16 protein-coding genes and 1 pseudogene are annotated in these 21,287 nt (G+C 71.9%); 7 read left to right on the top strand and 10 right to left on the bottom strand.

The window, feature by feature from the left end; genetic code table 11:
• Positions 1–38: 38 nt before the first annotated feature.
• From ACFY2B_RS04570 to ACFY2B_RS04590, 5 genes are all read right to left on the bottom strand, one after another.
• Positions 39–473, bottom strand: coding sequence for a nuclear transport factor 2 family protein (locus ACFY2B_RS04570; protein WP_390761661.1), 435 nt, complete (start codon positions 471–473; stop codon positions 39–41).
• A 337-nt stretch (positions 474–810) separates the two neighbouring features.
• On the bottom strand, positions 811–2,268 hold the full coding sequence (locus ACFY2B_RS04575; RefSeq protein WP_390761662.1) for an aldehyde dehydrogenase family protein: 1,458 nt from the start codon (positions 2,266–2,268) through the stop codon (positions 811–813).
• 224 nt (positions 2,269–2,492) lie between these two features.
• Complete coding sequence (locus ACFY2B_RS04580; protein ID WP_390761663.1) at positions 2,493–2,915, bottom strand: phenolic acid decarboxylase; 423 nt, start codon at positions 2,913–2,915, stop codon at positions 2,493–2,495.
• A gap of 244 nt (positions 2,916–3,159) precedes the next feature.
• On the bottom strand, positions 3,160–5,352 hold the full coding sequence (locus ACFY2B_RS04585) for an acetate--CoA ligase family protein (protein ID WP_390761664.1): 2,193 nt from the start codon (positions 5,350–5,352) through the stop codon (positions 3,160–3,162).
• Positions 5,349–6,179 carry a p-hydroxycinnamoyl CoA hydratase/lyase gene (locus ACFY2B_RS04590; RefSeq protein WP_390761977.1) on the bottom strand — a complete coding sequence of 277 codons (831 nt, stop codon included), beginning with the start codon at positions 6,177–6,179 and terminating at the stop codon, positions 5,349–5,351. The genes ACFY2B_RS04585 and ACFY2B_RS04590 overlap by 4 nt, the downstream gene beginning before the upstream one ends.
• A 490-nt stretch (positions 6,180–6,669) precedes the next feature.
• Between ACFY2B_RS04590 and ACFY2B_RS04595 the strand changes: the two genes are divergently transcribed.
• Positions 6,670–7,539 carry a PaaX family transcriptional regulator C-terminal domain-containing protein gene (locus tag ACFY2B_RS04595; RefSeq protein WP_390761665.1) on the top strand — a complete coding sequence of 290 codons (870 nt, stop codon included), beginning with the start codon at positions 6,670–6,672 and terminating at the stop codon, positions 7,537–7,539.
• Positions 7,540–7,660: 121 nt separating this feature from the next.
• Here ACFY2B_RS04595 and ACFY2B_RS04600 read toward each other — a convergent pair whose 3' ends face one another.
• A complete protein-coding gene (locus ACFY2B_RS04600; RefSeq protein WP_390761666.1) occupies positions 7,661–8,161 on the bottom strand; it encodes an acyl-CoA dehydrogenase C-terminal domain-containing protein in 501 nt (166 codons plus the stop codon).
• A gap of 278 nt (positions 8,162–8,439) precedes the next feature.
• Between ACFY2B_RS04600 and ACFY2B_RS04605 the strand changes: the two genes are divergently transcribed.
• The 4 genes from ACFY2B_RS04605 to ACFY2B_RS04620 all read left to right on the top strand — a co-directional run bounded on the left by ACFY2B_RS04605 (position 8,440) and on the right by ACFY2B_RS04620 (position 15,324).
• Entirely contained in the window at positions 8,440–10,761 is a 2,322-nt protein-coding gene (locus ACFY2B_RS04605; RefSeq protein WP_390761667.1) for an ROK family protein, read from the top strand.
• A complete protein-coding gene (locus ACFY2B_RS04610) occupies positions 10,758–12,719 on the top strand; it encodes a heparinase II/III family protein (protein WP_390761668.1) in 1,962 nt (653 codons plus the stop codon). The genes ACFY2B_RS04605 and ACFY2B_RS04610 overlap by 4 nt, the downstream gene beginning before the upstream one ends.
• A gap of 426 nt (positions 12,720–13,145) precedes the next feature.
• The gene (locus ACFY2B_RS04615) at positions 13,146–13,889 is read left to right on the top strand and encodes an SGNH/GDSL hydrolase family protein (RefSeq protein ID WP_390761669.1); all 744 of its coding nucleotides are present in this window, start codon (positions 13,146–13,148) and stop codon (positions 13,887–13,889) included.
• A 124-nt stretch (positions 13,890–14,013) separates the two neighbouring features.
• Positions 14,014–15,324 (top strand): glycoside hydrolase family 71/99-like protein, encoded by a 1,311-nt coding sequence (locus ACFY2B_RS04620; RefSeq protein WP_390761670.1) that lies wholly within the window; start codon positions 14,014–14,016, stop codon positions 15,322–15,324.
• A 200-nt stretch (positions 15,325–15,524) separates the two neighbouring features.
• Here the strand turns inward: ACFY2B_RS04620 and ACFY2B_RS04625 are convergent, their stop codons facing one another.
• Together ACFY2B_RS04625 and ACFY2B_RS04630 are read right to left on the bottom strand one after the other, a co-directional pair.
• Positions 15,525–16,073: a zinc-binding dehydrogenase gene (locus ACFY2B_RS04625; protein ID WP_390761671.1), complete on the bottom strand. Its 549-nt coding sequence runs from the start codon at positions 16,071–16,073 to the stop codon at positions 15,525–15,527.
• Positions 16,074–16,326: 253 nt separating this feature from the next.
• On the bottom strand, positions 16,327–17,226 hold the full coding sequence (locus ACFY2B_RS04630; RefSeq protein WP_390761672.1) for an SDR family NAD(P)-dependent oxidoreductase: 900 nt from the start codon (positions 17,224–17,226) through the stop codon (positions 16,327–16,329).
• 230 nt (positions 17,227–17,456) lie between these two features.
• Here ACFY2B_RS04630 and ACFY2B_RS04635 point away from each other — a divergent pair, with 230 nt between their 5' ends.
• Complete coding sequence (locus tag ACFY2B_RS04635) at positions 17,457–18,110, top strand: TetR family transcriptional regulator (RefSeq protein ID WP_390761673.1); 654 nt, start codon at positions 17,457–17,459, stop codon at positions 18,108–18,110.
• Between the two features lie 134 nt (positions 18,111–18,244).
• Here the strand turns inward: ACFY2B_RS04635 and ACFY2B_RS04640 are convergent, their stop codons facing one another.
• Positions 18,245–18,961 carry an SDR family oxidoreductase gene (locus tag ACFY2B_RS04640; protein WP_390761674.1) on the bottom strand — a complete coding sequence of 239 codons (717 nt, stop codon included), beginning with the start codon at positions 18,959–18,961 and terminating at the stop codon, positions 18,245–18,247.
• Positions 18,962–19,080: 119 nt separating this feature from the next.
• Here ACFY2B_RS04640 and ACFY2B_RS04645 point away from each other — a divergent pair, with 119 nt between their 5' ends.
• The gene (locus ACFY2B_RS04645; protein WP_390761675.1) at positions 19,081–19,488 is read left to right on the top strand and encodes a MerR family transcriptional regulator; all 408 of its coding nucleotides are present in this window, start codon (positions 19,081–19,083) and stop codon (positions 19,486–19,488) included.
• Between the two features lie 316 nt (positions 19,489–19,804).
• Here the strand turns inward: ACFY2B_RS04645 and ACFY2B_RS04650 are convergent.
• Positions 19,805–21,238 (bottom strand): annotated as a pseudogene (locus ACFY2B_RS04650) (S8 family serine peptidase); the annotation flags it as partial.
• Between the last annotated feature and the right edge of the window lie 49 nt (positions 21,239–21,287).

Raw genomic sequence — 21,287 nt, forward strand, 5'->3', positions numbered from 1 at the left:
CGTCGATCCGTCGGAAGGGATCGGCGCCCGGTCGGTCGTCAGCGGGTACCCGCCTCGGCGCGTGCGTAGAACGCGGCGAGTTCGTCGGGGTTCTTGGTGTAGACGTCGATCTTGACCACCAGCCCGTCCTCGACCTGGTGCAGCTCGACCATGGTCAGCGGGAACTCCTCGCCCGTGGTGTGCGCGGTGAGCGTTCCGGTGAGGGTTCCGACGACGCCGGCCGGGCCCTCGAACACCTCGGCGGCGGTGATGGCGACCTCGGCGTACCCCATCATCGCGCCCAGGATCGACTGCACGAACACCTCGCGGCCCTGGTGGACACCGCCGTAGGGGAGCTGGTTCGGCTCGTCGACGATCACCTCGGGGGCGAGCCTGGCGAGAACACCCGGCACGTCGCCCGTGCTCAGCGCGGCGTACAGCCCTCGCACGACGTCCGCGGGGCTCTGCGTCGTGGTCTCGGTCTGGTTGCTCATGTCGTGTGCCGTCCCCTTCGGGCTTGTCCGACCCAGGTCCTCGTACGGGACCGGGTACCGGACGGTCGGCCGACCGGGTGCGTCCGCGTTCCGGCCGGGCCCCGCAGGACCGGGGCAGGCACTATGCAACGGGATACGGCCGGGGCGGGGGAGTCCGTGCGGTGAGGGGTACTGGCAGGGTCCCCGTCCGGGACGCCGCGCACCTGCCCCGTCCGCATGCGCGTCCGGCACGCGGCCGGAACGCGATGGGTGCCTTCCAGGTGGGGCCGGCCCGGCCCCGGAGTGTCGGCCGTCAGGGGGGCTTCGGCGGGCGACGGACGGGGACCGGCCTACCGGCTCACAGCTCGTACACGGGAATCTCGGTGTGCGCGGTGATCCACCGCGTGGTCGTGTAGGCGTCGATGTTCGCGGCCGGTCCGCCGAACCGGGTCGGTGTCCCGGAGTCGCGCATGCCGCCCATGGGCGCGTTGGCGGCGTCGTTGACCGGCTGGTCGTTGATGTGGGCGCAGCCGGTCGGAATGCGTTCGGCCAGTCGCAGGCCCCGCCCGATGTCCCGGGTGAGGATGCCGAGCGAGAGGCCGTAGGAGCTGCCGCAGGCCAGTTCGACCGCCTTCTCCTCGTTGTCGAAGGACGTGACGGAGGCGACGGGACCGAACACCTCGTTGTCGTAGCACGGCGTCCCCGGACCGGCCTCGGCGAGCACGGTGGGCGCGTAGCACAGGCCGTCGTAGCGTCCGCCGGTCGTCAGGCGCGCGCCCGCGGCGACGCTGTCGGTGACGATGGCGTGCACCTTGTCGCGCTGCCGTTCGTCGATGAGCGGGCCGAGCGCGACGTCCTCACGTGCCGGGTCGCCCACCGACAGGGCCGAGGCGCGCCGGGTGAGGAGTTCGACGAAGTCGTCGTAGAGCGAGGTGTGGACCAGATGCCGTCCGCTGGCCATGCACACCTGGCCCTGGGAGAAGAAGGTGCCGTGCAGGGCGGCACCGACGGCCCGTTCGAGGTCGGTGTCGGCGAGGACCATCAGGGCCGAGTTCCCGCCCAGTTCGAGGTGCTGGTGCAGGAACCGGCCGCCGGCCTGTTCGCCGATGACGCGGCCCGCCGCCGTCGATCCGGTGAACGACACCGCCTGCACCCGCGGATCGCTCACCAGCGCCGCGCCGGCGCGGGCGTCGCCCGGCACCACGCTCAGCACCCCGCTGGGCAGGCCGGCCAGTTCGAAGATCCTGGCCAGGACGACACCGCCGGACACCGGGGTGCGGGGGTCGGGTTTGAGTACCACGGCGTTGCCGAGGGCCAGCGCGGGCGCGACCGAGCGGATGGCCAGTTTCAGGGGCGCGTTGAACGGGGTGATGACGGCGACCACGCCCACGGGAACGCGCCGCGCCATGCTCAGCAGGGCCCGGTCGGTGGGCAGGAGTTCGCCGTTCGGCAGCGTCGGCAGCGCCGCGGCCTCACGGCACTCCTCGACCGCGCCGCGTACTTCGTAGGCCGCCTTGCGCCGGGTCGCCCCCGTCTCCTGGATCAGCCAGGACCGGATCTCGTCGCCGTGCTCGTCCCAGAGCGACGCCGCGCGCAGCAGCACCTCGGCCCGTTCCGCGGGGGGTGCCGCCGCCCAGGCCCGCTGGGCCTCGCTCGCGGTGCGGACAATCGGTCCGATGTCCTCGGCACCGGCCAGGCCGGCCGTGACCAGCCGTCGGCCGGTGGCCGGGGCGAGCACGTCGGTCGTGCCCGCGCCGAGTCGCCAACTGCCGTCGTAGATACGGCCCTGCCAGGTGTCGGCGGATAGGAGTGTCATCAGGAATCCCTTCGCATAGGGAGGTCTCTTTGTCGGCGGTGGCCGCCTGGAGGGCACCGCCGGGGCCGGGCCGCGCGCCCGCGGACCCCGTGGTGCGGGACGGCGCCGGGTCACCGGTCGGGTGGGTCCAGGACAGCTCACCGGCCGGGTCGGTCCAGGCCAGGTCAGCGGCCGGGTCGGTCCAGGCCAGGTCAGCGGCGCTGGGTGGGTCCACGCCAGGCAGGTCACCGGCCGGGTGGGTCCAGCACCTCGAAGTACCCCTGGTCGTTGAGGATGCGGCGCGGGGCGTCGGGGTGGGTGGCGTCGAGTTGGCGCATCTTCTCCAGGAAGGCCGGATCGGCGTTGTCGCCCGCGCTGACGGACATGTCCTGGCCCAGCCAGGCGGGCAGGGCCGCGAAACGGTGGGTGGTCTGCGTTTCGAGGTACCAGGTGATGTGCACGACCGCGCCGGTCTCCTCGTACCAGGCGGTGGTTTCGACGCCGGGTGCCACCCGCTGGTAGTCGAACAGCTGGGTGGCGTGCCGCCCGGTGTGCGGGCCCTGCGCCAGGGTGTACTCGACGCGGTCGGCGCGGATCTGGAACGGGTCGAAGACCCAGTCCCCGCTCTGGTGCCAGCGGATGGTCCTGCCGAGGATCGTTGCGATCATGGCTCTGCTCTCCTTCTCGGTTTCTCCGTCGAGTCGCTGGGAGCGGCTGGTGACGTGCCGCGGTCGGCGCGGAACCGCCCTGGTGACAGGGGGCGTCCGGGTGCCGTTGTGTCCTTGCGGACGGGTGTCCCGCCCGGCGGGGTGTCGGTGGCGAGCGCGAGGTGCGGTCATGGTCCGGCCGGTGCCGGGGTGCCGGCCGGCGGCCGTCCGGATCCGCGGGCGGCGGCGTCCTGCGCCGTCACCATCAGGCGGAGGCGTCCTGCGCCGTCACCATCAGTGCGTCCGCGACACAGGCGCCGTGGGGGCCGGCGATCACGGGGTTCAGATCGATCTCGCTCACCTCCGGGTGGGTGATGACGAACTCGCCGACGGCGGACGCGATCTCGGCGACCGCCGTGACGTCGACCGGATCGGCGCCGCGGGCGCCGGTCAGCAACGCGGCGCCCTTGAGGCGCAGCAGTTCGACGGCGATGTCGTCCGCGCACAGGTCCGGCGGCAGCAGTCTGACGTCGTGCAGGGTCTCGATCCACACGCCGCCCAGCCCGACCAGCAGCACCGGGCCCCAGGCGGGGTCGCGGCGCGCACCGATCACGAGTTCCACGCCCGGTGCGGCCATCGACTCGACGAGGACACCGTCCAGGGGGAGCGTGGCGTGCCGGGCGGTCACCGCGCCGCGCACCCGTTCGTATCCCTGGCGGACGGCCGTGGGATCGCCGAGCCCCAGTACCACCGCGCCGAGATCGCTCTTGTGCGTCAACGCGGCCGACTGTGCCTTGACCGCCACCGGACAGCCCAGGGCGTCGGCGATGGCGACGGCCTCCTCGGCCGAGCCGGCCAGGCTGCCGTCCGGGACCGGAACCCCGATCGCGCGCAGCAGTGCCTTGGTCCGCCATTCGGCCTGCGGTCCGGGCGGCAGTTCGAGCGGGTCCGCCCGGCGCCCCACCGCGCGGCGGCGGCGCCGAGCGGCGTCGGCGACCTCCCGCAGCCGGGCCAACGCCCGCAACGAGCGCTCGGGAGAGCGGCTGAGCACGGCACCGCTGCGGTGTGCGAGGTCGACGACGTCCGGCCAGAGCGGCCGGTCCTCCTCGGCCACGCTGAAAATGGCCGGGATACGGCGCTCGCGGGTCGTCTCGGCGATGAAGCCCGCGAGGGCCGAGTGCATCGACGCCTGGTTGAGGTACGGCAGGTTGAGCAGCAGGCTGCCCGTGGCAGGATCGTCGACCACCGCCCGGATCGCGGCGGGCACCACCTTGTCGTCCACGGCGAGGCTGGTCCCGAGGTCCAGCGGATTGCGCGGCGTCAGGTAGTCCGGCGCCTGCTCGGCCAAGGCGGTACGGGTCGGTTCGGACAGTTCGGCCAGCGGCAGGCCGAGGTCGTCCGCGTAGTCCTGGAGGAGGACGCCCACGGCTCCGGAGCCGTTGACCGACATCAGTCCGGCGTCACTCAACTCGGGTTCGAGCCGCAGGAGTTCGGTCACGTCGATGAACTCTTCGAGGGTCTGGGCCACCACCCCGCCGGCGTCGGTCAGGACGGTGCTGATCAGTGCGTGGTCTCCGCTCAGGGCGCCCGTGTGGGACTGTGCGGCGGCCTGGGACGCCTCGCTCCGGCCGGGGTGGAGCACGACGACCGACTTGCCCGCGGCGCGGGCCGCGGCCACGGCGGCGACGAAGCGGTCCGGCCGGCGAATCTGCTCGGCGTAGACGGCGACGGTGCCGATCAGGGGTTCGTGGCGGAAGAAGGTGACGAAGTCGGCCAGGTCCAGGTCGGCCTCGTTGCCCGTGGTCAGGGAGTAGGCGATCGGCACGCCCCGCTGCATCAGCGAGCCGATCACGTGGGTGGCCAGCGAGCCGCTCTGCGCGGCGACCGCCACCGCCGGGCCGCGGTCACGCGGCATCGGCTGTTGCGTGGCCATCGGTGTCATCTTGATGTGGACACCGTCGAGGTAGTTGAAGAAGCCGAGACAGTTCGGTCCGAGGAGCCGGATGCCGCTCGCCCGCGTCGCCTCGGCCAACTGCCGTTGTGCCGCCCGGCCCGCCGGCCCCGCCTCGGCGAACCCCGAGGCGAAGCACACCGCGGCCGTGGCGCGGCCGGCCAGTTCCGTGATGCTGCCGGGCAGGGCCTTCGCCGGCACCGCGAGGACGGCGAGGTCGACCGGTTCGGGCAGCGTGTCCGTCCCGGCCAGCACGGGTCGTCCCGCCAGCTCGCCGGCCCGCCGGCCGACCAGGTGGAGCCGGCCTTCGTACCCGTTGTCGAGCAGGTTGTGCACCACGGCGCGCGACACGGACGGCCCGGGCCGGGTCGACACTCCGATGACCGCGATCGACGCCGGGTTGACCATCCTGGCGATCGGCGACCTGTCCTCGTCCCGCGAGGCGTCGGCGGCCGGGGGTGTGCTTGCCGGGCGGGCCGGGTCCGGGTCGGCGTGCGAGGCGGTCATCGTCCGTGGCCCTCGGGCTCGGCCGCCGGGCGGCTGTACGCCTGTAGGCCCGGCTTGATCGACTTCTCGTCCAGGAACTGGGTCAGTCCGCGGGCCCGTCCCTGTTCCGGGTCGGTGTTGACCGCCGCCGCGAGCTTGGTGTTGATGTAGTCCTCGGCCTCCGTCCAGCCCATCGACCTGATGTGCCGCACGGCTTCCTTGGTGCCGCGTACGACCGTCGGGTTCTTCGACTTCAGCAGCTCCGCGATCTCGATCACCCGCTCGCGCAGCCGGGCGGCCGGTACCGCCTGCGTCACCAGGCGCATCTCGGCGGCCTTGCGGCCGTCGAAGGTCTCGCCGGTCATGCCGTAGTAGAGGGCGTCGCGCAGGCTCATGGTGTGCACGATCGCCTGGGGCACGTTACCGCCCGGAATGATGCCCCAGTTGACTTCCGACAGTCCGAACGTCGCGTCCTCGGCGGCGACGGCGATGTCGCACGACACCAGGGGTGTGAACCCGCCGCCGAAGCAGTAGCCGTTCACCATCGCAATGGTCGGCTTCGGGAATCCGCGTAGGCGGGGGCCCTGCCACAGGTAGGCGGTGCGACGGCGGATCTCCTGCTGGACCCGCGGCAGCGCGTCGACCTCACGGAAGTACTCCTTGAGGTCCATGCCCGCCGTGAAGGAATTGCCCGCGCCCGTGAGGACCAGTACCTGACACCGGTCGTCGACGGCAACGGCGTCCAGGACCTCGACCATCTCGTCGTTGAGGGTCGGGCTCATGGCATTCCGCTTGTCGGGGCGATTCAGTACAACCCATGCTATACCGGACTGCTCGGTCGCGATCACGGTCTTCCAGTCGCCGAGCGGCCGGCCACCCGGCTCCGCGGCAGGCGGTCCCGCCGGGTCCGGCGCACCGGAAAGCGAACTCGTCACCATCCTGATTTCCTCCCTCGTCCGACACGTCCTTTTTCACTTGCTTCACTTGCAAACGTTAGGCACCTTTGTGTCGACCGTCAAGACTATGTTGAATGTCGTCGGTCATGGTGCCGCTGGGCCCGGCCGTTGACGTCGGCCGGGCCAGGGCCGGGCGACAGAACAGCAGGTGGGAGCGGGTTGGAGGGGGCGCGGGCCGCCGCACCTGCCGGGGTGCGGCGGTCTCGGCGCGCGGGGCGTCGGCGAAGGAGTGCACCCCGGCCGCCCGGCCCACGGGGGCCCGCGGCGACGACGGTGACGACGACGGCCACGACGGCCACGACGGCCACGACGGCCACGACGGCAAAGGCGAAGGAACCGGGACAGATCATCGGGTGACGGGCGTTGGATTACTATCGATGGCGTGTCCCGTGCGCTGCGCCCGTCTGACGACCCCGAGAATCCGGCCGAGCTGGCCCGGGCCCACCGCCCCCAGTTCCTCGCGCTCATGCTGCTGGGATTCACCGTCTACCAGCGGCCTTTGGCGATGGCGACGAGTTCGGTCATCGGCGTCCTGGCCGACTTCGACATCTCCAGCCACGCGGTGCGCGCGACACTCAACCGCATGACCGACCGCGGCCTGCTGACCCGGGTCAAGCGCAGTCGCGAAGTGTTCTACGCGCTCACCGCGCACGGATCCGCCGTCCTGGCCGACGGCCATGCCGCCGCCCATGAGCCGCCCGACCGGCAGTGGGACGGGTCCTGGACGGTCCTGGGGTTCACGGTGCCCGAGGACCAGAGGGCCGTGCGCCATCAACTGCGCTCACGGCTGACCTGGCGGGGCTTCGGCCTCCTGCGCAACGGCATGTGGATCGCGCCGGGTCAGGTCGATGTGGAGGAACTGCTCTCCGACCTGCGGATCGACCCGGCCATCCGGGCCTTCGCGGCCACGCCGGTCCCGCCGACCGACAACACGCAGCTCATCAACGACGCTTTCGATCTTGAGGCGATCGCGTCCAGGTACCGGACGTTCATCGCCCGGTGGGAGAAACCCGACCCGGCCGACGCCGCGGGAGCGAGCACACTCACCCGCATACTGCTGCTCCAGAGCGAGTGGGCCCAGATCGCCCGTGCGGACCCGCGGTTGCCCGTCTCGCACCTGCCGTCGGACTGGCCGGCGCTATCGGCCTTCCGCCTGTACCACGAGTTGCACGACGCCTTGGAACCGCAGGCCAGACAGGAGTGCGCGAGCCGTACCCGGCTGATCGACACCGGTCCTGGGCCCGTCGGGTGACATCGGCTTCGGCCGCCGTCACCGGACCACCGGACAGGGGCACCCCTGCCACCAGTCGTACGCACGCACCCGACGAGCACGCCCCGCCCCGCCCCGTCGTACGGCCGCCACCGTCACGTGTTCAGAAGTCCGCCGGACCGATGGAGAGATACGTGGCGGTATCCTCGCGCATGCGGCCCGCCAGGAAGGACGCCTCGCCCGGCAGCCGGTCCAAACAGTGGCGTGCGAGCGCCAGCCTGGTGCTCGGGCGCGTGCCCGTCTCCCGCCCCTGCGCGGACGCGGCGGCTTCACCGACGGCACGGGTGATGCGCAGCGCCATCCAGCCGAGGACGACCGCACCGAACAGGTGCAGGTAGTCCACGGCCGCCGAGTCGGCCCGAGCGGGTTCCTCCGCCGCGGCGCGGCCGATCCAGTCCGTCGCGTCGGTCAACTCCCGCAGCGCCGACTCCAGTTGCCTTCCGGCCGCCGCGTCCGTCCGGGGATCCGCCGCGTCGGCCGCGATCCGGGCGAAGAGGTCGGCGACCGTGCGGCCGTCGTCCAGGCGCAGCTTGCGCTTGACGAGATCGGCGGCCTGGACGGGCGGCCGATGAACCGGCGGATCAATGGTCGTCGTGGTGTGCAAACCCTTTCCCCGGAAGCTGCGAGCAGGCTCCTCCACACCTGGAACGCCGGGCTTTGTAAATCGCCTGGAGTTACCGACACCAATGCTCTGTTCAGCGAAGTTGCTCGACCGACTGTTGCCAGCCGTTCCCCGGCCGTGTACAGATGAGGGCGTAGAAAGCGCGTTCATACAGGTCGCCGTTCCGGTGGCGAGCGTCGAGGGTGTCCCGGCGCACGGGCACCCGAGGTGGACCGAATGGCCACTAAGTACTTTTACCTCCGAGGGCGTAAGAGAGGGCCATGCGTAGATCGAGCCAACTCGTCCTGACGGACGAGGACTTCGCCGAACTCGGTGCGTGGGCGGAGGGCAGGAAGGACCGGGTTGTCCGGCTCGGAATCGTGCACGACGCGGCGGCGGGCCTGTCTGTCTCGCAGAGCGCCCGCAGACTCGGCGTTTCACGCCCGACGGTGACGGCCTGGCGGCGGCGTTATGCCGCGCACGGCCTGGCCGGGCTGGAACACCGGCCGCGCAGCGGACGCCCGGCGCGTATCGACGAGGCCGACGTCATCGCCGCGACGCTGGCCGGTCCGCCCGCGCCCCGGCGCACCTGGTCGGCCCGCGCGCTCGCCGACCACCTGGGGCTCTCGCACACCGCGCTGGGCAAGGTGTGGCAGCGCTGGCGGATCCGGCCCGGTGCCGGTGACGTGTCCCTGCTGCTGCCGGTCGACCCGCCCCTGCCATGCAGGCGCGCGGAGTTGCTCGCGGCGGGGTCGGCGGCGAAGGGCGCGGCCTTCGTGGTGATCGCCGAAGCCGTGCCCACGGGTCAGCCGCGGTTCGGCGGCGCGACGGCCGAGGAGCGGCAGATGCGCTACGCGGCACTGACCGCCGTCATGCGCCGGACCCAGCCCGGCGACGCGGACCAGGCCGCGGGGCCGCCGCCCGGCACCGGCGCACCGTCAGCAGGGCCGCACGGGACGGCCGGGCCCGCGGGGGCCCTCGTCCCGGCGTTGCCGCCGTCGGTCGCCGTGCACTGGGCCGCACGCCGGCTGCACCTCATCACCTGGGGCGACGCGCCGGTTCCCGCCGGGCTGCCGGTGGGCGTGCGGCAGCACACCGCGCCTGCCGCCATGAGTTGGGTCGCGACGATCTGTCTGATGGCGCAGCTCGAACTCCAGCACCAGCCGCACGCGGCACGCATAGCCCTGGACTCGCTGGCCGACGCGGCCCGGGAGTTGTCCAAGGCGCCGCCGGGCGCGCCGTTCCGGTGGGTGCGCGAGGCCCGGCGGGAGGCGCCGGCCGGCCGGCGTCCCGTGCACCGCGCGTTCGACCAGATGGCGTTGGGCTCCTTCAACGAGAAGCTGGTGATCGAGTCCGTCCGGGTCAACAGGTCCCTGAGCCGGGTCGAGATCGCGGAGCGCACCGGGCTGACCCCGCAGGCGGTCTCCCGGATCACCCGCAACCTGCTCACCACCGGCTTCCTGCTGGAGGAACCGCGCCGCACGACGGGCAAGGGCAAGCCACGGATACCGCTGATGCTGCGGCCGGACGCGGCCTGCGCCATCGGCATCCACGTCGACCCCGAGAAGATCACCCTTGTCCTGGTGGACCTGTGCGGCAGCGTACGGGCCAGACGGTCGCTGGACATCACGGAGCGGAGCGACCCGCACTCGTGCCTGGAGTGGATGAAGACGGCGACGGCACAGACCATCGACACGGCGGGCCCGATCGGGGCGAAGCTCCTCGGCGTCGGGATCGCCGCGCCGGGTCCGCTGGACGTGCACGCGGGGGTCCTCCTCGACCCGCCGCTGTGGGCGGGCTGGGGCGAGGTTCCGCTGCGTACCGAGCTGAGCCGGATGCTGAACCTCCCCGTGCTCCTGGAGAAGGACGCGACGGCGGCCACCATCGGCGAGCAGTGGCTCGGCGCCGGGGAGAGCGCGACCGACTTCGTCTACCTCTATCTCGGAGCGGGGGCGGGCAGCGGGGCGTTCCTCAACGGGGACGTGTACCGCGGCGCGTCCGGCAACGCCGGTGAGTTCGGCGAGCTGACCGCCTACGCCCTCAAGCGGGTGACACCCGACGGCGGCCCGGAGATGGTGCCCGAATGCGCCCCGATGTCCGCGGTGGTCGCGCGGGCCCTGGCGGCGGGGCTCCCCCTGCCGGACGGTGCGGCCAGGTACGACGCGGTGTGCCGGGCGGCGGCGCAGGGCGACGCCCGCGCCGTCGGCGCGATCCGCGACGTGGCGGGGATCGTGGCCCGGGGCGCGGTCGCCATGACGGATCTGTACGACACCGACCTGATGATCGTCGGCGGTCCCGCGGTCCCGCCCCAAGTCGCCGAGCTGTACCTGTCGGAGATCTCCGCGGCCGTGAACCGCTTCCCGATGGCCCGCCGGGTCCGCACCGTACGGGTGACGTACTCGACGCTCAGTGCCTCCGCGGCCGCCGTGGGCGCCGCGGCGGGCGTCTTCCACACGACCCTCGCCCCACGTCTGCGCACACACAGCGGCGCACCCGCTCCGGCCCGCCCCGCCACGACGGCCGGGGCCCCGCGCCGGCCGCTGACGACCACACCGTTCACCACTGTCTTTCACCCCACCCCGACGAGGGAGACGACGCGATGACTTCGCCGCGCCCCATGCCCGCAACGCCCGCCGCCCCGCCCTCGGAACCCGACGGCGAACCGGGCCGTCCGCGCCTGACCCGGCTGTTCCCGCCGTCGTCGGTCGCCGCCCGCATGCCCCGGATCGGACAGTGGAGTCCCGTACCGCCGTCGGCGGACCCCCGGTGGCGGGCGGTCGGCCAGGGGCCGCGGCAGCGGGTCCTGGCCCAGGCCACGGCCTCGCTCGGCCGGCCCTGGCCCGCTCTTCCCGCCTCGTTGTTCGCCCGGTTCGCCCGCGACGGCGACCGCTCCGAGTACCAGGCCGGGTCCTTCGCGCGGCGCGCGCGGCTCGGGTGGGCCGCGCTGGCCGACGAGGAGGACCGCAAGGACGCGTTCGCCGACGAGGTGATGGACGGCGTATGGGCCCTGTGCGAGGAGACGACGTGGTCCCTGCCCGCCCACGACTTCCGGGTCCTCGGCCCGCAGCACGGGCTGCTGCCCGACCCCGACCGGCCCACCCTGGACCTCGGTGCCTCGGGGACGGCCGTCCTGCTCGCCCTCACGGACGCCATCGCGGGCGACGAACTGGACCGGCGTGATCCGCTGGTGCGCCGCCGGCTGCGCCGGGAGGTCTCCGCGCGCGTCCTGCGGCCGTATCTGGAGCGGGACGAATGGGGCTGGTACGACGGCACGACAGCCAAGCTCAACAACTGGAACCCGTGGATCCACTCCGAGTTGCTGCTGGCCACCGCGCTGACCGAGGAGTCCGACCAGCGCCGTACCGCCCTGGTGTGCCGCATCGTCCAGGGACTGGAGAACTATCTCCGCGCGCACCCGCGGGACGGCGGCTGCGACGAAGGGCCGCACTACTGGTGGCGCGCGGGCGCCAGCCTCTTCGAGTGTCTGGAGACCCTCACCTCGCTGCTGGGCACCGACGACGGCGTCTTCCGCCATCCGCTGATCCGCGCCATGGCCCGGTATCCCGTGGCCACCTGGATCGGCGACGGATGGGCCGTCAACTTCGCGGACGGCCCGGCCCGGCCGCGCGAGACGACGCCCGCGCTGCTGTACCGGTACGGCCGCCGCACCGGTCAGCCGGAGGTCAGCGCGCACGCCCGCGCGCTGCGCGCGGACGCCGACGCGGCGCTCCCGGCGTCCGGTGCGCCGTTCGACCTGCGGCGCGTCGCGGACGCCCTGCTGGACACCGACTGGCACGCGGAACCGTCCGCGCAGTCCCCGCTGCCCGAGCACACCTGGCTGCCGGACACCGAGGTCCTGGTCTCCCGCGCGCGTCCGGGCACCTCGCGGGGCCTGCTGGTGGCGGCCAAGGGCGGCCACAACGACGAGAGCCACAACCACAACGACGTCGGTACCTTCATCGTCGCCCTCGACGCCCGCCCGCTGCTCATCGACGCCGGAGTGGGCACCTATCGCAAGGAGACGTTCAACGCGGAGCGTTACGGAATCTGGTCGATGACCAGCGAGTACCACAACGTGCCGCGCGTCGACGGCATCGGCCAGCAGCCGGGGTCCCGCTTCCGGGCCGTGTCCGTCGCGGCCCGCCACAGCACCGCTACGGACGAGCTGACCTGTGACATCGCCCCGGCCTACCCGCCGCAGGCCGGTCTGCGGCACTGGGTGCGCACCGTCCGGCTGGTGCGCGGCACCGAGGAACGCGTGGAGATCGACGACAGCTGGCAGTGCCGCACCCCGCCCGGCTCTCTGGTCCTGCACCTGCTCGTCGGCGGCAGCCTGACGGTCGGCCCGGAGGGCGGTGCCGTCGTCACCCCGCCGGACGGACGCGGACTCCACCTGCGCTGGGACTCCTCCGCGTTCACCGCCGAGACGGAGACCGTCCCGCTCACCGACCCCGCGTTCACCAGGGTGTGGGGGCCCGCGGTCCACCGCCTGCTCCTCACCGCCCGCCGGCCCGCGGCCGAGGGCCGGCACCGGCTGACGGCACAGCCACTGCCTTCCTGACGAACAGTCGATACGCATTACCGTCGCGCGCCGCGGACCGTCCCGCTGTCCGGCGGCGCGCGCGGCAAAAGAACTGTCCCGGACTGTAAAAGTAATTACGCCCCGCCCACCCGGTGAGGAACGGCGGCCCTGGGACGTCGCACGACGCCGTCAGGCCGCGGACGCCGCCAGTTCACACCCCTGAAACGTCGGTGTCCCTGGAAGAAAACAACGTTTCCAGTCAACGGCACATGCGGGCCGGGCAGTCCGAAAGTATTGACGTGACGCGGCCCGCTCCATTTGCTTGCTCCGGGAACCGGCACCCCGGCCCGGCACATGTTCTGCGCCGGCCGGAGAAGCGCCGGGCCGGTGGTCCTCGTACCGGGGATCGCTCCTGCCGTACCGCCGCACGTCCGTCGACTCCGTTCCCCCACAGAGGAGTTCCTCATGCAAGCGCAGTTGTCCAGACGCTCAGCGATCGTCGGTGGCGCCCTCGTCGCCGCCGGACTGCTACTGAACGGCACCCCCGCCTCGGCAGCCGTCCCCGGCGAGTCCAACGGAGGGGTGCGCGTCATGCCGCTCGGCGACTCCATCACCGACGGATTCACCCCCTACCCCGGGGGCTACCGGGTCAGACTCTGGCAACTCCTGGCCGCCGGCGGCTACACGGTCGACTTCGTCGGATCCATGACCAACGGCCCGGCCGAACTCGGCGACCACGACCACGAGGGTCACTCCGGCTGGCGCATCGACCAGCTCGACGCGAACATCGACACGTGGCTCGCCCAGAGCGACCCCCGCACCGTCATGCTGCTCATCGGCACGAACGACCTGAACCAGAACTACGACATCGCGAACGCGCCCCGACGCCTCTCCGGGCTGATCGACCACATCCGGACGGCGAAGCCGCGCAGCGAACTGTTCGTGGCCACCGTCCCGCCGCAGTCCAACGCCACCCTCGAAAGCCGGGTCAAGGCGTACAACGCCCAGATTCCCTCGGTGGTGTCCTCGAAGGGACCCCAGGTCCATCTGGTGAAGATGTACGACGCGCTCACCACCGCCGACCTCGCGGACGGCATCCACCCCACCAAGGCCGGCTACGACAAGATGGCCGCCGTCTGGTACGCCGCCCTCCGCGCGGTGCCCTCCGCGCTCACCCCGCTCCGGACGAGGCACACGACGGCGCGCTGAGCACCGCACGCTTCCCGGCATCCGACGGCCCCGGCCTGCCCTGACATCAGGCCGGCGGCCCGGATCCGACCGCATCCGCCGGGCCCCTCCCCGACCGCCCGGTCCGATCAGACAGAGGACTCGCATGAGCGAACGAAACCACTCCCGACGGACATTCCTGCGTGGTGCGGGCGCCGTAGGCGTCGGCGCGGCGGTGTGGGCCGGGGCGGGCAGCCTCTCCCAGGCCGACGCGGAGCCCGCCGCCACCCCCGCCTCCCGACATGCGGCGGCGGCCGGGGTGAAGGGCAAGGTCTACGTCGGCTACCAGGGCTGGTTCGCCTGCACCGGTGACAACTCCCCCATCAACAAGTGGACGCACTGGGCCGCGGGCACCGCACCGTCCCCGGGCAACCAGACGTTCGAGCTGTACCCGGACATCTCGCTCTACCCGGCGTCGGGCCTGTACCAGACGGGTTATGCGAATCTCGGCAACGGCAAGGCGGCCAAGTTGTTCAGCTCGTACTCGACCGCCGTGGTCGACCAGCACTTCAAGTGGATGCAGCAGTACGGCATCGACGGCGCCGCCCTCCAGCGTTTCGGCAGCGACATCGTCGCCACCGGCCAGCCGCGCCTCCAGCAGCGCAACGACATCCAGTCGAAGGCACGGGACGCCGCGCAGAAGTACGGCCGGGGCTTCTACATCGAGTACGACATCAGCGGCCTCAGCGACACCAACCTCGTCACGACGATCCAGAACGACTGGACGAACACCATCACCGGGTCCCTGGGACTGACCAACTCGGCGTCGTACACACGCGAGGGCGGCAAGCCCGTGGTCCACCTGTGGGGCCTCGGCGTGACCAACCGGCCCGGCACCGTGGACGGTTGCCTGGAACTCATCAACTGGTTCAAGAGCAAGGGCTGCTACGTCATCGGCGGTGTGCCGCGCGGCTGGCGCACCGACTCCAACGCCAAGCCCGGCTTCGGCCCCGTGTACGCGGCGCTCGACATGGTCTCCCCGTGGAACGTCGGCAACCCCACCGTCGACCAGCAGCTGTTCAACGACGACATGGCCAAGCTCAAGGCGAACGGGCAGGCGTACCAGCCGGTCATCTACCCGGGCTTCGCCTGGTCCAACTGGAAGGCCGGATCCCCGAAGAACGAGATCCCGCGCAAGGCGGGGAACTTCATGTGGCAGCAGGCCGTCGCCGCCGCCCGCTGCGGCACCACCTCCGCCTTCATCGCGATGTTCGACGAGTACGACGAGGCCACCGCCATCGCACCGGCCGCCACGGACGCCTCGCAGATTCCCGCCAACCAGTACTTCCTGACCCTCGACGCCGACGGCACCCACGTCTCGTCCAACTTCTACCTGCGCCTGGCCGGCGCGGCCACCAAGATGATCAACGGCTCCTCCCCCATCAGCACCACCGTTCCGATCCCGCCGGTCGGCTGATCCCCGGAACCGGACGGAACGCACTACGGAACGCACCGGCGAGCGGAGAGAGCGCGCCGGCTGAGGCGGACCGCCTGAGCGGCGGCCGGGGGGCGGCGGTGGTCTCCACCGCCGCCCCCCGGCGTGCCGACATCGCCCCTCGGAGTGCCGAAGTCCGGGACCGTCACCGGGTTTCCCGGCACGGGCCGAGGCTCAGGGGCTCAGGGGCTCAGGACGACTTTGCCGGTGACAGTGCCGGGCTCCGCCAGGCGCAGCGCCTCGGCGGCCCTGGCCAGCGGCAGGCGCGCGGCGACGCGGGCGGCGGCGACACAGCGGCGGAGGGCGGCAAAGACCTCGGCGAGGTCGGTGTGCCGCCGGGCCCGGTCCTCACGGAGTCTGCAACCGGCCCAGTTGGTGTGGGAGCGGGCACGGCGACCCCTGGGCAGGGTGTTGTTCCAGATCGAGGTGCGGGCGAGAACCTCCGGTACGGGCCGTCGCTCGGAACCGGTGTCGTCGCGGGTGAGGGCGCTGCCGTGGGCGACGAGGACGGTCTCGCCCTCGGCCGCGGTCCGGCCGTCGGGGACCTCGGCCACGCCCTTGGTGTCGACGAGCACCTGTCCGCCGCGACCGCGGGCCTTGTCCAGCGCGGCCACCCGCCGTCCGACCGGTCTGGAGTCCGGCGCGATCAGGTGCCGGACCTCCAGGTCCTCCAGGTCCTCCGGGGCCACGACGCCGCGCAGAGCGGCCTGGACCAGGGGATGGCTGCTCACCGCCACCCTCCCTTCATTAGCATTCCTTGCGTGCGTTAGAAGTTGTAACACACTGCTCCGCGATGGTCAATCGCTCTCGTTACACCCTCTAACGGGGCTTGGCAAAAGGTCCGCTCATGGCTGCCATCACACACCGCCCAGTGGATCCGCAGACGGAGAGGCCGGAGCTGACAAGTGAACACCGACCATACGAAGAAGAGTTGGACACCGAGCCCGGGGGACCGTGCCCGATGCCCGATGCCCCACCAGATGATCACGCGTCGCGCGCGCCGCTTCCGGGATCGCCCAGCTGGTTGCCGAGCCACCGGGAGCCGTCACCTCCGGTCCGGTCGTGGTCGGTGGAGACGCTCAGGTACCGCCACTTCTCGTCCTCCTCCAGACGACTGGCCCAGGCCGCGCGGCCGTAGGCGTAGGAATCCGAGCCCAGGAGCAGGCGCAAGGGGGGTTCGTCGAGGCCGGCGACGGTGAGAACGGCCCGGGCGACCTTGGCCGCGTCGCCGTTCGCCTCCTGGGCGAAGTTCTTCATCGCCTCCGCGGCGGCGCCGACGGTGCTCCGGTACGGCTCGCTGATGGGCGGGGTGTGCATGGAAGCCCCCGCCCAGTCGGTGCGCATACCGCCCGGCTCCAGGACGGTGACCTTGATGCCCAACGGGGCGACCTCCGCGGCGAGGACCTCGGAGAAGCCGCCCACAGCCCACTTGGCGGACTGGTAGGCGGTCATGCCGGGACTGGCGATGCGGCCCCCGAGGGAGGAGATCTGGATGATGTGGCCGCCGCCCTGGCGGCGCAGCACGGGCACGGCGGCCCGGCTGAGGTACACGGTGCCGTAGAAGTTCGTGTCGATCTGCCGGCGGAACGCCTCCAGGGTCGTGTCCTCCAAGGAGGCGCGATCACCCTGGCCGGCGTTGTTGACCACGACGTCCAGCCGTCCGAAGGCGTCGACGGCCTCGGCGACGACCCGTTCGGCGGCGTCGGCGTCGGTCACGTCCAGCCGGGCTGTGCGGACCCGGTCGCCGTGGGCGGCGACCAGGTCGTCCAAGGTGCGCGGGTCGCGGGCGGTGGCCATCACCCGGTGCCCGGCGGCAAGAGCGGCGGTGACGATCTCACGGCCGAGACCTCGGGAGGAACCGGTGACGAGGAAAACCTTCGGCATGGGGCGGACTCCGTCTTCAGGAGATGTGCGCGGAGATGCGCGCGATGGAGCATGCGCGTGTGCGGTACGCATGCGTATGTGTGCGTGCGCAGGCGCGACTGCCGGCGTGCGCATGCGCGGGCTGCGCCCGGGCGGACAAGGCCCGGCAGTTAACGCAATTGACTTGCGTTATGGCAACGCTAACACGCCACCCGCCTTTTACGCAGTGCACGTGCGTTACGGTGTCGGTCATGCAGCAACGCCGAGCCCGTTCGCCCGAGGCCAAGCTCCGCCGGACCGAAGACCTGCTCGACGCCGCCCGGACGCTGGCCGCCGCCCGGGGCGGAGTCCGCCACATCACCCTGGCGGCCGTCACCGAGGCCGCCGGCCTGCACTCCTCTGCCGTCCGCCGCTACTTCGACAGCAAGGAGGAACTCCTCCTCGAACTCGCCGAACGCGGCTGGCAGCAGTGGAGCGACATGATCACCGGCCGCCTCGCCGGCGCCCGCGGCCTCACCCCGGAGCAGATCGCGGCCGTCGTGGCCGCCACGCTCGCCGGGCAACCGCTGTTCTGCGATCTGCTCACCCACGTCCCGCTCAGCCTCGAAGGAGACGTCGGCATCGAACGCGCGCGCCGCTACAAGACCAACGCGTTCGCCGCGCACGACACCCTCGTCGAGGCGCTGACCGCCGCGGGCACCATGACCAGCGCACAGGTGGCGGACCTCATCACCGTGGCGCTGGGGCTGACCGCCAACCTCTGGCAGATCTCCCACCCCACGCCCACCCTCGCCGAGCTCTACGCCCAGCACCCCCGCTGGGGACACGTGGCCCTCGACTTCGAACCACGGCTGACCCGGCTGCTCCAGGCCACCGCAACCGGCCTCGTCCCCGCCCACGCATAACCCACCTGTCGCCCGGCGCGCGCCCCGGAACCGGTCACGACCCGGAACCGGTCACGACCCAGGACCTGTGATACCCCAGGACCGGTCACGGCCGAGAGCGTGTCACGACCGGGACCGGCCACGACGGGAGCCGGTCAGTTGGCAAGCGGCGGGCCGTAGAGCTGCGCGGGGTCGCCGGAGAGCGCGGCCTTGACGAAGCGGCTGGGGTCGTCGACCAGCACCTCGATGGCTCCGGCCTGCACACCGTCGAGGCTGGCTCGTGCGACGTCGACCGGGTCGATCTTGGGCGCGTCCTGCCCGGCCATCATGTCGGTGTCCGCCGCGGCCAGGTGCACCCCCTGGACGAGGATCTGCCGGCCGGCGAGTTCCACGCGTACGCCGTTGGTCATGTTCCACTCCGCGGCCTTGGCCACGGAGTAGGAGCCCGACCCTTGGGGGGTGGCGACCCACGACAGCACGGACAGAATGTTCACGATCGCTCCGCCGCCATGGGCGACGAGGTGCGGGGCGAAGGCGCGGATGACCCGGAGCGTGCCGAAGAGGTGTGTCTCCAGGTCCCGCCTGATCTCGTCCAGGTCATCGGTCAGGAGCCCCGCCCGGGTAGCGATGCCGGCGTTGTTGATCAGCAGTGTGACGTCCTGCGCCGCCGCGGCCGCGTCCGTGATCGACTTCTCGTTCAGCAGGTCCAGGTGCAGCGGGGTGACCCGCGGATCGGGGGTGTCGACCAGCTCGGGGCGGCGAGCGGCGGCATAGACCTTCCTGGCCCCGCGGGCCAGCAGCTCGTCGACGAAGTGCCGACCGATCCCGCGGTTGGCTCCGGTGACGAGCGCGGTGGAACCGGCAATGTTCATGATCATTCCTCTCAGCGGGCGGTGCGGATCGCTTCCGCCCCGCGCCGCCTAAGCTAAGAGTTGACGTTGACGTCAAGGGCAAGTCGAGAAGTGCGGCACCACCGGTAAGAGGGGTCACGATGCGGATCGGAGAGCTGGCCGACGAGGCCGGGGTCAGTACGCGTGCTCTGCGCTACTACGAGGAGCAGGGCCTGCTGCATCCCGAGCGCACGAGCAGCGGTCAGCGGGTCTACCCGGAGTCGGCCGTGCGGCGCGTGGAACTCATCCGGCAGCTCTACACGGCCGGTCTCGGCAGTCGCCTGATCGCGGCCTTCCTGCCCGCCGTCGACGCCCGCGAGGTCGGCCCCGAGCTGCTGCAACGTCTGCTCGACGAACGCGCCCGCATCCAGGCGAAGGCCGCCGAACTGCAGGAGGCGGGCCGCCGGCTCGACATGGTGATCGGCCTCGCCACGGACCCGGGCGCCACGTCGTGTCCGGCCTCGCTCGACGAGGCGATGACGCGGGAACCCGCCTCGGCGCGTGGTTGACCTCCGCGCGGCGGGCCTGCGTGGCCAGGAGCACGAGCAGGGGCCCTGTTCGCCGTTCCGTACGAACAGGGCCCCTGCATATGTACCGTCCTGGGGAACCGACATGTGACGTAACACGTGCCGTCCTGGAGAACGGACATGCGTGTGATATGTGTGCCGTGCCGCTGGACCGTCCCGCTGAAGAGATGTGTTCCGTTCTGCTTGAGGGCGAAGGCCCGGATCAGGGTCTGGCTCACGGTGTTTCCGGCGGTGTCCCGCGCGGTCGTACGCAGACTCGCGTACGGGGAACCGGACGGTGCGTCGAGCAGTGCCTGCCGTGCTCGGCCGCCAGCAGGGCCGCGGCGCCCGCGGCATGCGGGGTGGCCATCGAGGTGCCGCTCATCGTCGTGTAGGCGCCCTCGCCGTCCGGCGAGTACTGCGAGCGCGCCGCGAGTATGTCGACGCCGGGCGCGGTCAGGTCGGGCTTGATGGCGTTGTCGCCGACGCGCGGGCCACGGCTGGAGAACGCCGCGAGCTGGTCCACGCCCTTGCCGGGACCGTTCACCGCGCCGACGGTGAGCGCGTCGTCCGCGGCACCCGGTGCGCTGACGGTGTACGGGTCGGGGCCGGAGTTGCCGGCGGCGCTCACGAACAGGGCCCCGGTCTCCGCGCTGAGCCGGTTCACGGCCTGGCTCAGCGGGTCGGTGCCGTTGCTGGGGTTGCCGCCCAGACTCATGCTGATGACCTTGGCGTGCTGGTCGCGGGCGGCCCACTCCATGCCGGCCAGGATCCAGGAGTCCTGGCCGCTGCCGTCGTCGCCCAGAACCTTGCCGATGTGCAGGGAAGCGCCGGGCGCGACGCCCTTCTCCTTGCCGTCGGAGGCGGCGCCGGTACCGGCGACCGTCGAGGCGACGTGCGTGCCGTGGCCGTGCCGGTCGGTGACTTCCTCCCCGGGTACGAAGCTCCGCGTAGCCGCGATCCGCCCCGCGAAGTCGGGGTGCTCGGCGTCGATCCCGGTGTCCAGTACGGCGACGTCCACGCCCTGACCGGTGTCTGCGCCCTGCCAGACCTCGGGGGCGCCGATCTGCGCGGTGGTGTCGGCGAGCGTGGCCTCGGCCTTGCCGTCCAGCCACACCTTGGCGACACCACCGGCCAGTTCCCCGGCCCGTGCCGCGCCGCCGGCCGTCCGCGCGCCGTCCGGTGCCGTCGCCGTGCCGGTGAGGGAGGACCAGAAGGCTGCGGCTCGTGTGTGCTCGGCGGTGAGGGCGGCGCCCTGGATGCTGCTGAGCGTCAGGGTCCTGCGCGCGCCGTCCGGGGTCTTCGCGCCGCGGGCACGGGCGGCGGCGTCGGTGTAGGTGACGATCAGCGGCAACCGGTCGCTGCGGGCGTCGTCGTAGCCGTCCTTCAGCAACTCGGTGACATCGAAGAGCCGTTCGTCCAGCGCCCCTGAGGCGAGGTACGGCAGCGCCGCGTCCGGGTACACGTAGGTGTCGTCGCCCACCGACATGACGTGGGCGCCGCCCGGCCGGCCGTGCGGATCGACCACGGACGTGGACGGGTGCCCGTCGGCGGTCGTGGTCACCTTCACCCTGTCGCCGGTGATCAGGGTGACGACACGTGTGGAGCAGGCGCTCCGGACGGCGGAAACCGTCGCGCCAGCCGACGACGCGCCGGCCGACGGCGTACCGGCCGCCGCGGTCGGCCCGGTGGCGGTCAAGGCCGCCAGCACGGCGACAGTTGCTGTCAGCCCGCGTCTGCGCGCCGGAGACATGCGCAAGGGAACCTCATGGGCTAGTGGGGCAGGAGTTCCCCGCAGTCAG

The organism is Streptomyces sp. NPDC001270 (assembly GCF_042896695.1).
GTDB lineage: Bacteria > Actinomycetota > Actinomycetes > Streptomycetales > Streptomycetaceae > Streptomyces.